The sequence below is a fragment of the Micromonospora sp. FIMYZ51 genome (assembly GCF_038246755.1).
Taxonomy (GTDB): domain Bacteria; phylum Actinomycetota; class Actinomycetes; order Mycobacteriales; family Micromonosporaceae; genus Micromonospora.
Genome location: NZ_CP134706.1, coordinates 4329034 through 4343056 on the forward strand (window position 1 = coordinate 4329034; position 14023 = coordinate 4343056).

Annotated in this window: 9 protein-coding genes; all 9 read left to right on the forward strand. The window is 72.5% G+C overall.

Features of this window, described 5'->3' with window-relative positions; genetic code table 11:
* From QQG74_RS19660 to QQG74_RS19700, 9 genes are read left to right on the forward strand one after another with little or no spacing between them, the layout of a single operon-like run.
* Entirely contained in the window at positions 1-4671 is a 4671-nt protein-coding gene (locus QQG74_RS19660) for a beta-ketoacyl synthase N-terminal-like domain-containing protein (RefSeq protein ID WP_341716228.1), read from the forward strand.
* On the forward strand, positions 4661-4957 hold the full coding sequence (locus QQG74_RS19665; RefSeq protein ID WP_341716229.1) for a phosphopantetheine-binding protein: 297 nt from the start codon (positions 4661-4663) through the stop codon (positions 4955-4957). Before QQG74_RS19660 ends, QQG74_RS19665 begins: the two co-directional genes overlap by 11 nt.
* Positions 4957-6582 (forward strand): alkaline phosphatase family protein, encoded by a 1626-nt coding sequence (locus QQG74_RS19670; protein ID WP_341716230.1) that lies wholly within the window; start codon positions 4957-4959, stop codon positions 6580-6582. Before QQG74_RS19665 ends, QQG74_RS19670 begins: the two co-directional genes overlap by 1 nt.
* Before the next feature lie 12 nt (positions 6583-6594).
* Entirely contained in the window at positions 6595-7446 is an 852-nt protein-coding gene (locus tag QQG74_RS19675; RefSeq protein WP_341716231.1) for an alpha/beta hydrolase, read from the forward strand.
* A gap of 3 nt (positions 7447-7449) precedes the next feature.
* Positions 7450-8388, forward strand: coding sequence for an SDR family oxidoreductase (locus QQG74_RS19680; protein WP_341716232.1), 939 nt, complete (start codon positions 7450-7452; stop codon positions 8386-8388).
* Positions 8388-9701, forward strand: coding sequence for a glycosyltransferase (locus QQG74_RS19685; RefSeq protein ID WP_341716233.1), 1314 nt, complete (start codon positions 8388-8390; stop codon positions 9699-9701). The genes QQG74_RS19680 and QQG74_RS19685 overlap by 1 nt, the downstream gene beginning before the upstream one ends.
* The gene (locus QQG74_RS19690; RefSeq protein WP_341716234.1) at positions 9698-10570 is read left to right on the forward strand and encodes a class I SAM-dependent methyltransferase; all 873 of its coding nucleotides are present in this window, start codon (positions 9698-9700) and stop codon (positions 10568-10570) included. The genes QQG74_RS19685 and QQG74_RS19690 overlap by 4 nt, the downstream gene beginning before the upstream one ends.
* Complete coding sequence (locus QQG74_RS19695) at positions 10570-11916, forward strand: glycosyltransferase (protein ID WP_341716235.1); 1347 nt, start codon at positions 10570-10572, stop codon at positions 11914-11916. The genes QQG74_RS19690 and QQG74_RS19695 overlap by 1 nt, the downstream gene beginning before the upstream one ends.
* Positions 11913-14006, forward strand: a complete 2094-nt coding sequence (locus tag QQG74_RS19700; RefSeq protein ID WP_341716236.1) for a hypothetical protein — start codon at positions 11913-11915, stop codon at positions 14004-14006. The genes QQG74_RS19695 and QQG74_RS19700 overlap by 4 nt, the downstream gene beginning before the upstream one ends.
* Positions 14007-14023: the final 17 nt, after the last annotated feature.

The following is a 14023-nucleotide window of genomic DNA, read 5'->3' on the forward strand; positions in this document are numbered from 1 at the left end:
ATGGACCGTCGCGACGACAAGCGGACGCAGGTGACCGAGGTAAACGCCGAGCAGGTGGACGCCGAGCAGGTGGACGCCGAGCAGGTGGACGCCGACGGGCCGCCCGGTGTCGCCATCATCGGCATGTCCTGCACCTTTCCGGCCGCCCCGGACCTGGCGACCTACTGGAGCAACATCCTGCGCAAGGTCGACGCGGTGACCGACCCACCGCCACAGGCCTGGGACAGCGGCATCTACTACGACCCCGACTTCGCCGACGAGGACAAGGTGTACTGCCGGCGCGGCGGCTACCTGGGGCCGCTCGCCTCGTTCGACCCGCTGGCGTACGGCGTACCGCCGGTGGCGGTGGGCGGCGAGCCGGACCAGTGGCTGGCACTGCGGCTGGCGCGGGACGCGCTTACCGACGCCGGTTGCACCGAGCTGCCGGCGGAGGTACGGCACCGCACCGCGGTCGTGCTCGGCAAGGGCACCTATCTCAACGGTGGTAACGCCACCGCCATCCAGCGTGGCCTGATCGTCGGGCAGACCATCGAGCTGCTGCGCCAGCTGCACCCGGGGTGTTCCGTCGAGTGGTTGCAGCGGCTGCGCCAGGAACTGCAACGGGTCCTGCCGCCGCTGGGACCGGACGTCGTACCGGGGCTGATCCCGAACATCATCGTCGGTCGGATCGCCAACCAGCTGGACTTCATGGGTCCCACCTACACGGTGGACGCCGCCTGCGCCTCCTCCCTGGTGGCGGTGCAGCTGGCGATGCGGGACCTGCTGGCCGGCGAGTGCGACCTGGCGCTGGCCGGCGGCTCGCAGGTGTGGATGCCGGTTCCCGCGCTCAACGTGTTCTGCCGCCTCGGCGCGCTCTCCCCCACCGAACGGATCCTGCCCTTCGACGAGGACGCCGACGGCACGCTGCTCGGTGAGGGCATCGGCATGCTTGTCCTCAAGCGGGTCGCCGACGCGGTCCGCGACGGCGACCGGATCTACGCCGTGATCCGGGGCGTGGGGGTGGCGAGCGACGGGCACGCGGTGAGCGTGATGGCGCCCCGGGCCGACGGCGAGGAGTTGGCCCTGCGTCGGGCGTACCAGCAGGCCGGCGTCGATCCCCGCACGGTGGGCCTGATCGAGGCGCACGGCACCGCGACGCCGCTCGGCGACGTGGTGGAGGTGCAGGCGCTGCGTCGGGTCTTCGGGCACCGGACGGCCGGGCGGCCCTGGTGCGCCCTCGGCTCGGTCAAGTCCATGATCAGCCACACCATTCCGGCGGCCGGGGTGGCCAGCCTGATCAAGGTCGCGTTGGCGCTGCACCAGAAGGTGCTGCCGCCCACCCTGTGCCGCAAGCCCAACCCGAAGCTCGGCCTCGACGACAGCCCGTTCTACCTCAACACCGAGACCCGCCCCTGGGTGCACGGCGGACCGCAGCCGCGCCGGGCCGGGGTCAACGCCTTCGGCTTCGGCGGCATCAACGCCCACGCCGTGCTGGAGGAGGCGCCGGGCGAGGCCGATCCGGTGCGGCTGCCGGCCTGGGACAGCGAGGTGTGCGTCCTGGAGAGCGACTCACCGCGCGGGCTGGCCGAGCTGGCCGCTCAGCTGGCCGGCACCCTCACCCGTGCGCCGGCACCGTACACCCTCACCGATGTCGCCTACTCGTTGAGCACCCGGCTGGGCCGCATCGAGCGGCCGGTGCGGCTGGCCGTGGTCGCGACCTCGCTGGCCGACCTCGCCGGCAAGCTGACCAAGGCGGCCCGGCGGCTGGCCGAGCCGGACTGCCTGCGGATCCGGACCGTGACCGGCAGCTACTTCGCGGCGGATCCGCTGGCCCGCACCGGTACGCTCGCCTTCCTCTTCCCCGGCGAGGGCGCCCAGTACGCCGGCATGCTCGCCGACCTGTGCCTGAACTTCCCGCAGGTGCGGGAGGTCTTCGACCGGGTCGACCGCCGGCACGGCGGTGCCCCGGACGGCGAGCGGCCGAGCGACCACATCTTCCCGCGTCCCGCGTTCTCGGCCGCCGAACGGGCCGCCGCCGACGCCCGCCTGAACGAGCTGGACACCGCAGTGGACGCGGTCCTCGCCGCAAACGCGGCGCTGCTGGTACTCGCTGGCCAGCTGGGTCTGCGGCCCGACGGCGGATGCCTGGGCCACAGCTCGGGCGAGTACTCGGCGGCGATCGCCACCGGCGTCCTCGCGGTACGCGACGAGGCACGGCTGGGGCGGTTCGCCGCACGACTGCGGGCCCTCTCCGCGCAGGCGCGGGCCCGCGATGAGCTGCCGCACGCGGTGTTGCTCGTGGTCGCCACCGACCGGGACCGGGCGGTGCGACTCGCCGCCGAGGCGGGCGGCCTGCATCTGGCCATGGACAACTGTCCACACCAGGTGGTGCTGGTCGGCGACCGGGCGGCCACCGACCGGGCCCGGGAACTCGCCACCAGGGCGGGGGTGCTCTGCGACGAGTTGCCGTACGACCGGGCGGTGCACACTCCCCGCTTCGCCCCGTACGCCGCCGGGCTGCGCGACGTCGTCGCCGACCTGGAGATCGCCGCGGCGCACGCACCGCTCTACTCGGGCGCGACGGCGGCGCCCTATCCGACCGACCCGGAGGAGGTACGCCGGCTGCTGGTGGAGCAGTGGGTCCGGCCGGTCGAGTTCCGGCGCACGGTGCACCGGCTGCACGCCGACGGGGCGCGCATCTTCGTCGAGGTCGGACCGCGCGGCAACCTCACCTCGTTCGTGGAGGACATCCTGCGCGGCCGACCGTTCTGCGCGGTGCCGGCGGACCTGCCGCGACGCACCGGCACCACCCAGCTCAACCACCTCGTCGGGATCCTGGCCGCGGAGGGGGTGGCGGTGGATCCGTCGATCCTCTACGCCCGGCGCGGAGCGCGGCTTGTCGACCTCACCGCGCCCGAGGCGCCGCTTACGGCACACGCGGTGGTGCCGCTGGCGACGGGCTGGCCGATGCTCCGGCTGCCCGCCGAGGCCCTCGCCGCGCTCGCCGACGTGCCCGGCGGCCCGGCGACGCCGGTGTCGACAGTCGCGTCGCGGCCCGCTGCCCCGGCACGGGTGGCACCGCCGCCCCGGCCCGGACCGGCGAGATCCACGCCGCCGCCCGGACCGACACCGGCACCGGCAGCGGCAGCGGCAGCACCGATGGGGCCGGTGCCGGCCGGCCGGCGGGCGGATGCGGTGCTGGCCGAGCACCTGACCACCATGCGGCGGTTCCTGTCGGTAAGCGAGCAGGTGGTGCGGACCTACCTCGGTGACCCGAAGCCGGCCGGCGGCGGGCGGCAGTGGCGGCTGCTCGGCACGCCGGTGCGCTGGTCGACCGGTCGGGAACTCGTCGCCCGGCGTGCGGTGGACCCGGCGCGCGACGAGTACCTGCGCGACCACGCCCTGGGCGGGGCGGTCTCCGCGCTCGATCCCGGCCTGCGCGGGCTGGCCGCCATGCCGCTGACGATGAGCCTGGAGATCCTGGCCGAGGCAGCCGCCCGCCTGGTGCCCGGCCAGACCCTGGTCGGGCTGCGCGACGTACGCGCCCGCACCTGGCTGGCCTGGGACGACCGGCCGCAGACGCTTGAGGTGAGCGCGCGGCGGCTGGCACCGCAGCACGGCCACGAGCGGGTCGAGGTACGGCTGCGTGCCCTGGACGGCAGCGGCCCGGAGCACCGCCCCGCCGTCGAGGGCACGGTGCTGTTCGGCGTACGCCATCCGCAGCCGCCACCGGCGCTCGGCCCGCCGCCGGACGCCACCGCGTCCCGGTGGCGGACCGACCAGCTCTACACCGACGGCATGTTCCACGGTGCCTGCTGGCAGGGGGTCGCGGCGATGGAGCTGACCGCCCGGCGCGGCTCGGTCGGCCGGCTGCGGGTGCTGCCCCTGGGCCGGCTGCTGCCCGACGCCCCGGAGCATCCGTTCCTGCTCGATCCGGTGGTGCTGGACGCCGCCGGTCAGGTGATCGGCTTCTGGGCCGCGGAACAGCTCGACTGCGCGGCGGTGGTCTTCCCCTACGAGGTCGCCGGGCTGGACGTGTGCGGACCGCGCCCGCCGGTCGGGACCCAGCTGCGCTGCACCGCCCGCACGGAGCTGGTCGGCGACCGGGTGGTCCGCTCCGACATCGACGTGAGCACCGAGCGGGGCGAGGTCTGGTTGCGCCTGACCGGGTGGGCGGACCGCCGCTTCGAGCTGCCGTCCGAGCTACGTCCCCTGCTCCTGCCACCGGACCGGGCCGGCCTGTCCCACCCGTGGCCGCAGCCCGGGCTGGGCGACACCGCGACCTGCCGGCGCGTGTCGGCGATGCCCGGCGGCGACCGGGACTTCTGGCTGCGGGTCTGGGCGACCCGGGTACTCGCGCCCACGGAGCGCCGCCGCTTCGCGGCGCTGCACCTGCCGGCGGGCCGCCGCAGCGAGTGGCTCGCCGGCCGGACCGCGGCCAAGGAGGCCGTCGCGCAGCTGCTGGCCGACCGGTTCGGCATCCGGCTGCTGCCGGCCGACATCGAAGTGGTGACGGATCCCGAGGGCCGCCCGCTGGTGCGGGGCGGCTGGCAGCAGGACGTGCCGGCGGTGCCGGTCGTGTCGATCACCCACACCCCGGAGGGCGCGGTGGCGGTGGCCACCCTGCCGGAGACCGCCACCGGCTCCTCCGTTGCCGTGCACCACGCCGAAAGGGAGTCCGATGTCCGCTGACCCACGCATCCTCGCCGATGTCATCGCCCTCGTGGCGGAGCTGGCGGGCGACTGGGAGTACGACGACCCGATCACCCCCGACACCCGGTTCCTCGCCGACCTGGGCCTCGAATCGCTGGATCTGGTGGTGCTGGGCACCGCGCTCCAGCACCGGCATGGGCCCCTACCGTTCGCCGAGTTCCTCGCTGAGCTGGGCGAGCGGCCGGTCGACAGCCGGGACGTCACCGTCGCAGAACTCGTGGACTTCCTCAGCGCGCACCAGCCGGTGCCGGGGGGTGCGCTCTGATGGTGCAGACGCTGCTGATCGGCCTGGACGGGGCCACCTTCACCGTGCTGGATCCGCTGATGCGTACCGGGGTCATGCCGACCCTGCGGGACCTGGCCCAGCGCGGGGTCCGCGCCCCGCTGCGCAGCGTACTGCCGCCGCTGACCCCACCCGGCTGGACGTCGCTGGTGACCGGGCAGCGTCCGGGCCGCCACGGCGTCTTCGACTTCTTCCGCAAGGAGTCGGCCGACAGCGAGTACTTCCGGCTCACCACCGCCCAGGACATCGCCACGCCCACGATCTGGTCGCTGGCCAGCGCGTACGGCAAGAAGGTGGTGGCGCTGAACTTCCCGGTGATGTTTCCGCCACCGGCGGTGCACGGCTACGTGGTGCCCGGCGGCTGGATGCCGTGGCGGCAGTTGCGCCTGGGCTGTCACCCACCGGACCTCTTCGACCAGCTGCGCGAGCTACCCAGCTTCAACCCCCGGGAGCTGGCGCTGGACATGGCGCTGGAGGCCAAGACGGTGGAGGGCTGCCCGGACGACGAGTACGCGGACTGGGTGGACCTGCACGTCCGGCGTGAGCAGCGGTGGTTCGAGGTGGCCCGGCATCTGCTGACCCGCGAGCCGGCCGACCTGGTGGGCGTGGTCTTCGACGGGGTGGACAAGCTCCAGCACCTGTGCTGGCGGTTCCTCGACCCGACCGCACAGGCGACGCCGCAGGCCGGGTGGGAGGCGGACATCGCGGCGCGCTGCCTGCGGTACTTCCGGGAGTTGGACGGGCACATCGCCGCCCTGCTGGACCTGGCCGGTCCGCAAGCCACCGTCGTGCTGGCCTCGGACCACGGCTTCGGCCCGACCACCGAGATGTTCTACCTGAACGCCTGGCTCGCCAAGGCCGGCTACCTCGGCTGGGCCGACCACGCCACGCGCCCGGACGGCACCGCCCCGCGCGTCGGTTTCCACGACATGACCCGGCACGTCCAACTGCTCGACTGGAACCGGACGCTCGCCTACGCGGCGACACCGAGCAGCCAGGGCATCCACATCGTCGCCCGGGAACCCGGCACCGACCGGCCGCTGCCGGCGCGGCGGCGCCGACAGATCCGGGACGACCTGATCGCCGATCTGCGCGCCGCCCGGCATCCGGTCACCGGCGACCCGCTCATCGCGCGCGTCTGGGCCGCCGAGGAGGCGTTCGCCGGACCGTTCCAGGAGCTCGCACCGGACGTCTCCATCGAGCTGTACGACGGTGCCGCGATCTCGATCCTGCGGTCCGACACGGTGATCCGGCCGCATCCCCAGCCCAAGGGCAACCACCGGTGGGAAGGCATCTTCCTGGCCTGCGGCCCGTCGATCCGCTCCGGGCTGACCGCACCGGAGCTGTCGATCGTGGACGTCGCACCTCTCGTGCTGCACAGCCTGGGCGTGCCGGTCCCCGACGACCTGGACGGCCGGCTGCCGGCGGCGGTGCTCGTGCCGGGCGCGGCCACCGCGCAACCCGCGCCGCCCACCGCTGCACCACCGCTCGTCCCGCCCCCGGCGCAGCCGGCGGCAGCGGAGTCGGCGGCGGCCGAGCCAGCCTACGACAGCGACTCGGAACTCGTGATCGTCTCGCGCCTACGGGCGCTCGGATATCTGGACTGACGGAGGGCTGACATGCCGAAGGTATCCCTTCCGAGCGGAATCAGGCTGCACTATCAGCGGATCGGCTCCGGGCCCGACGTGGTCATGGTGCACGGCCTCACCGGCAACCTCGCGGTCTGGCACCTGCGCATCGCGTCCCTGCTTGTCGACCGCTTCCGGCTGCTCACCTACGACCTGCGCGGGCACGGCTACAGCGACATGCCGCCCGCCGGTTACAGCCTCGACCAGATGGCCACCGACCTGCTCGACCTGCTGGACGCGCTCAACATCGAGCGGCCGTACGTCGTCGGGCACAGCTTCGGTGCGGACATCGCCCTCTACTTCGCCCACCACCATCCCGAACGGGTCCGCGCCGTGGTCGCCATCGAAGCCGTCCTGCCGGCCATGATGTACCTGCGGGCCGGGGACGACTGGCAGGGCTGGGCGGACTGGGCGGACGTGCTGGAACGCTCCGGTCATCCGGTTCCGCCGGAGCGTCGTACCGACCTGGGTTATCTGCTGCGGCTGAGTCTCAAGGTGCCGAAACGGTGGGGGCCGTTGCAGGGCCTGCCGCGCAATCCCGCGCCGTTTTTGCGGCTGCTCGACGGCACCAGCATGGCGACCGAGGTCGCGCAGGTCGGCGGGCTGCCGGCGGAGGCCATCCCGGAGATCCGCAGCAGCGTCACCCTCGTCTACTGCGAGGGCTCCGCCCTGCTGGGGACCTTCGACTATCTGCGCGAGCGGCTGCCGGACGTGCATCCCGTGCTGCTGCCGCGCACCGACTGGGGACATTTCGGGCCGCTTGAGCAGCCGGACGAGGTGGCCCGACACATCCTCGGCGCCCTCGATCGCGCCGAACCGTCGACCGCGACCGCGCAGGGCTGAGCCATGCGCGGACGATCTCAGCAGCGCAGGACCGGCCCGGTCCTGGTGACCGGCGCGTCCGCCGGACTGGGCCTGGAAACGGCACTGTACCTGGCGGAGCAGGACCTGCCGGTGTACGCGACGGTACGTGACGACGCCGCCCGCTCCGACGTCCTGCGGGCGGCGGCCGACCGCAACGTCGCGCTGCGCGTACTGCGGCTGGACCTGACCGATCCGGCAAGCATCGACCAGGCCGTACGCACCGTGCTCGACGAGGCGGGCGAGATCTACGCCCTGGTCAACAACGGCGGCGTCGGGCTGCGCGGCTGTCTGGAGGACCTGTCGGACGACGAGATCCGGCACCTGTTCGAGACGAACGTGCTCGGCACCCTGGCCGTGACCCGGGCGGTGTTGCCGCACATGCGCGCCGCGGGCCGGGGCCGGGTGGTGACCATCTCGTCGGTGGGCGGACGGATCTCGTCCTTCGGGGTCGGCGCGTACTGCGCCACCAAGTTCGCCCAGGAGGGCCTCGGCGAAGCGCTGGCCCTGGAGTTGGCCCCGTTCGGGATCCGGTCGGTGCTCATCGAACCGGGGATGATCAAGACGACCCGGTGGACCACGAACCGGGCGACCTCGGCCGGTGCGCTGGATCCGCGCAGCCCGTACCGGGAGATGTTTCTCGCCGCCGAGGAGTTGGCGGACCGGATCGTCGGTCGAAGCCGAACCCGCCCGGTCGACGTGGCAAAGGCCGTGCAGCGCGCGATCACCGCCGAGCGCCCGAGGATGCGCTACGTCGTCGGCCGGCCGGCGTCCGTGGTGATCCGGATGCGCCGGTTCCTGCCGGAGCCGCTTTTCGAACGCGTCTACTTCGGCCCGTTCCTGCGGCGGCTGGAACGGGCGCGGACCAACGGCGCGCCGCCACCGGCCGGGGAGCGCCGGGCCGGCGCGCGAGGAGGTGTGTGATGGGCCGGTTCCTGGTCACCTGCTGGCCGTTCGAGGGGCACGTGTTCCCGCAGTTGAGCATCGCCGTGGCGCTGCGCGAGCGGGGCCACGAGGTGGCCTTCTACACCGGTCAGACCGCCCGGTCCACGATCGAGCAGGCCGGCTTCCCGGTCTTTCCCTTCGACCGGCTCGCGGCGGATCACTGGCACGCCGTACAGGAGATGGAACGGGAACGCGACACCCGTCGCCAGTCGCGCCGGGTGGCGTACCAGGCGTTCCGGCACTGGTTGGTGGAGTCGATCCCCGACCAGGTGGCCGACCTCGAACCGCTGCTGCACCGCTGGCAACCCGACGTGCTGGTCACCGACCTGTCCATGTGGGCACCAATCGTGATCCTCTGGCAACGCGACCACATCCCCGTCGCCCTCTCCAGCACGATGATGGGCCCGATGATCCCCGGACCCGACGCACCACCCTGGGGATTCGGACTCACCCCCGCCCACAACACCTGGACCCGACTACGCAACCACACCCTCAACCGACTCACCGACCTCGCCGCCACCGGCGTACGCCGCCGCATCGACACCATCCGCGCCGAACACGACCTACCCCCACTCGGCCAATCAGTGAACGCCTTCACCGCCCAACTACCCCTCTACCTCGTCGGCAACATCCCCCAACTCGACCACAACCGCACCGACCTACCCCCCACCGTCCACTACGTCGGCCCCTGCATCTGGCACCCACCCACCACCCACACCGACACCACCTGGCTCGACACCATCCCCACCGACACACCCTGGATCCACGTGACGGAGGGGACCTCCCACCATCAACCGGAGCCCTTCCTGCTCCGGGCGGCGGTACGCGGACTCGCCGGAGAGCCCGTCGAAGTCATCGCCACCACCGGCGCCCACCGCGACCCCGACACCCTCGACCTCGGCCCCACCGCACCCAACATCCACCTCACCCGCTGGCTCAGCCACACCCACCTCCTCCCCCGCTGCGCCGCCGTCATCACCACCGGCGGGCCCGCGACCATCATGGCCGCCCTCCAACACGGCAAACCCCTCATCATCACCCCCACCACCTGGGACAAACCCGACAACGCCCGCCGCATCACCAACGCCGGCCTCGGCATCCACCTCAACCCCAAACACTGCACCCCCCACACCCTGCGCACCGCCGTCCAAGAACTCCTCACCAACCCCACCTACCACCACAACGCCCACACCATCGCCCAACAACTCGCCACCACCAACGGCCCCACCCACGCCGCCCACCTCCTCGAAAACCTCACCACCCACCGCAGGACGGAGGCGTCCCGGCCATGACCACACAGGACCCGACCCGCACGACCGCACCGCAGCCGCGCCAGCAGACCCCGGTGGGCGTACGCACCGGCGGATCGGCCGGCGCGGGTGGCGGCTCCGCGCCGACCGCGCCGGAGCGTGGCCGGCCCCGCCTGCTCTCGTACGTCGCCCGGTGGGGCCGGACCCGGCGCTGGCTGCCGCCCGAGGCGCGACTGGTGCTGGACGTGGGAGCCGCGTTCGGTTACGGCACGGCCGCGGTGCAGGGCCGCAGCCGCCATCGGCGGGTCGTCGGGGTCGAGCGGGACCCGACGCACGTGGCGGAGGCGGCCCGCCGTCTGCCGCACATCGAGATCATCTGCGCGGACGCCGCAGCGCTGCCCTTTCCCGACGGCTCCGTCGACGCCGTCGTCCTGCTGGACGTCATCGAACACGTCGCGGACCCGCCGGCCGTGCTCGCCGAGGCGTACCGGGTGCTTCGTGCCGGCGGCTGGCTGGTGGTCAGCGTGCCGCACCGTGGCCTGCTGGCACCGCTGGACTCGATGAACGTGTACCCGGCGCTTCGCCGGCGCAGACCGTCGTGGCTGCCGCTGGAGTCTGCCGAAGGCTCGGACGCCGGCCACCACCAGCACTTCACCCTCGACGAGGTGCGGCGGATCCTGGGCCCGCGGTTCGCGGTGGACCGGGTGGCGCGTACCGGCCTGGGGCTGGCCGAGGTGTACCACCTGGCCATTCTGGTGGTCTTCAAGGGCCTGCTCCGCTGGCCCCGGGTGTACCAGGTGCTGCTGCTGGGCCACCTGGCCGCGTACGTGCTGGACGATCTGCTGCCGCTCGGCCGGGCCAGCTACTACCTGACGGTGCGGGCGTGCGCGGTCGGCGGGGGTGCGGGCTGATGGGCCGCTTCCTGGTCACCTGCTGGCCGTTCACCGGGCACGTGTTGCCGCAGCTGAGTATCGCCACGGCGCTGCGCGAGCGGGGTCACGAGGTGGCCTTCTACACCGGCGAGACCGCCCGGGACACGATCGAGTCGGCCGGCTTCCCGGTCTTCGGGTTCTCCGCCGTCGACGAGCGACTGGCCTACTCGCTTGTCGGGATGTTGGAGCAGGGTTGGCCCGACAGCCGCCCAAAGCCGGGGCTGCTCCGGGACACCCTGCGGCGCTGGTTGGTGGAGACCATCCCCGACCAGTTGGCCGACCTCGAACCGTTGTTGCACCGCTGGCAGCCGGACGTGCTGGTCACCGACCTGTCGATGTGGGCACCGATCCTGGTGCTCTGGCAACGCGACCACATCCCGGTCGCCCTCTCCTGCACCTTCATGGGCCCGCTCATCCCCGGGCCGGACGCGCCGCCGTGGGGATTCGGGCTCGCCCCCGCACACCACGGCTGGACCCGACTACGCAACCACATCCTGCACCGACTCACCGACCTCGCCGCCACCGGCGTACGCCGCCGCATCGACACCATCCGCGCCGAACACGACCTACCCCCACTCGGCCAATCAGTGAACGCCTTCACCGCCCAACTACCCCTCTACCTCGTCGGCAACATCCCCCAACTCGACCACAACCGCACCGACCTACCCCCCACCGTCCACTACGTCGGCCCCTGCATCTGGCACCCACCCACCACCCACACCGACACCACCTGGCTCGACACCATCCCCACCGACACACCCTGGATCCACGTCACGGAGAGCACGTTGCGGCACGGGGACCCGTTCCTGTTACGGGCGGCGATCCAGGGTCTCGCCGGCGAACCGGTCCAGGTCATCGCCACCACCGGCACCCACCGCGACCCCGACACCCTCGACCTCGGCCCCACCGCACCCAACATCCACCTCACCCGCTGGCTCAGCCACACCCACCTCCTCCCCCGCTGCGCCGCCGTCATCACCACCGGCGGAGCCGCGACCATCATGGCCGCCCTCCAACACGGCAAACCCCTCATCATCACCCCCACCACCTGGGACAAACCCGACAACGCCCGCCGCATCACCAACGCCGGCCTCGGCATCCACCTCAACCCCAAACACTGCACCCCCCACACCCTGCGCACCGCCGTCCAAGAACTCCTCACCAACCCCACCTACCACCACAACGCCCACACCATCGCCCAACAACTCGCCACCACCAACGGCCCCACCCACGCCGCCCACCTCCTCGAAAACCTCACCACCCACCGCAGGACGGCACCCGAGCCGCAGCGCCGGAGGGCCCCACACGCCAGGAGAGAAACATGAAGGCGAGCCGAGAACTGCTGTCGGTGCTGCTCGTCGTCGCCATGGCCCTCGGGCTGGCACCGGTCACCCCCGGCCGGGCCGCGCCCGCTGGCTCCGAGAAGATCGCCGACCATGGCTTCGGCGATTTCCGCAACAGCTTCGCGTGGTCCATGGCGTGGTTCAAGGGACGGCTCTACGTCGGCACCGGCCGCAGTCAGGTCTGCGTGGAGAAGGCCACCCTGGACTTCTACTATCCCGGCCGCGGCTACTACCAGCCCGAGCCGGTTCGGGGGGTGACCTGCCCGGCCGACCGGTACGACCTCGACCTGCGCGCCGAGATCTGGGAGTACACGCCCGAGACCCGACGGTGGCGGCTGGCCCTGCGGTCACCGGCGGACCTGCCCAATCCGCGTGCGCCGGGCAGGTTCGTGGCCCGTGACATCGGCTTCCGCGGCATGCAGGTGCACACCGAACCCAGCGGCAAGCAGGCGCTGTACGTCTTCGGCGTCACCGCGAACGAGTACATCCCCGAATTGGCGACGGTGAGTCCACCACGCATCCTGCGGACCACGGACGGCACCAGCTTCACCCCGTTGGCCGGCGGTCCGGGTCTCCTCGCCACCCCGTTCGGCCGGCAGCGGGCCATGGGGTTCCGCGCCCCGGCGGTGCACCAGGGGCGACTGTTCGTGACCGCCACCGGCGGCCTCACCGGCGACGGCGTCGTCGTCGAGATCAAGAAGCCGTGGAGCAGGAAGCCCCAGTACCAACAGATCAGCCCGGCCACGCTGAGCATTTTCGACATGAAGACGTTCAACGGGAAGATCTACGTCGGGGCGGGCGACGCGGATGCCGGCTACTCGGTGTGGCGCACGGACGCGGCCGGCCGCTCCCCCACCTTCACCCCGGTGGTGACCGCCGGCGCGGGACGGGGTGCGGCGATCACCTCGGTGGTGTCCATGCAGGTGTTCCAGCAGCGGCTCTACGTCGGCGCCAGTGGCTGGTACTCCTCGTTCTTCCCGGCCTCCGAGCTGATCCGGATCAACAAGGACGACAGTTGGTCGCTGATCGTGGGTAACACCCGGACCACCGGCGACGGTGCGTTCCGGTACCCGCTCAGCGGGCTGCCCGACGGGTTCGGCAACATCTTCAACGCCCATTTCTGGCGGATGCAACCACACGGTGGTGCGCTCTATCTCGGCACCAACGACTGGAGCCACACCCTGCGGTGGTTGCCGGTGCTGGCCCGACGCCTGGCCGGACAGTTCGGCTTCGACGTCTACGGCAGTTGCGACGGGCGCTACTGGTGGACGGCGACCACGAACGCCTTCGGTAACGGCCCGTACGACTATGGCGTACGGACGATGGCGTCCACTCCGGCCGGTGCCTTTCTGGGCAGCACCAACGACCTGGCCGGCGCCGGGGTCTGGCGTGACTCGGCGGTCACACCGTGCGCCACCACGCCGAACTCCGCCACGGCGTCCGCCGAGTCGGCGGCCCGGCCGCCGACCGGGCTGACCGCCTCGCCCACCCGCTGCGGCACCGTGCTGAGCTGGGAGCGGGCCGCCGCCGGTGCGAGCTACACGGTCGAGCGTGCCGTCCTGCACCGGGTCACCGGCGTCGGCGTCACGCCCCCGCCCCGGTTGCCCACCGGCTTCCGGCCGGCGGCGGCACCCCGCGTGGTGCCGACCCTGTCCGGGCCGTCGTTCACGATCCCGGAGTCGTTCGAGGCCGTCGGCGTCTCGACCGGTACCCGCTTCGTCGACCGGACCGCCGTCGCCGGCAGCGCCTACCTTTACCGGCTGGTGCCGCGCGGCTCCGGATCGCGGCTCGCGGCGACCGTCGGCATCCTGCCGCAGGCCGAGGCGCCGACCCCGGCGGCCCTGGGCAGCGGGGTGCGGCGTCTCGTCCGGCGCGAGCAGCTGAGCCGGTCGGTGGAGCAGTTGCTTGTGCAGTTGGCGGCGAGCCTCACCGGTCGCGCACCCCGCTACGGCGACCTGCGGGCCGTGCTCGACGGTCCAGCACTGCGGCAGGTGCGCGACTCGGCGGCGCGCGACGACCTCGCGCACGGCGCGCTGCTGCGGGAGCGGCACCAGGCGGCGCAGCGCTGCTGACGGCCGGTGCGGCGGTG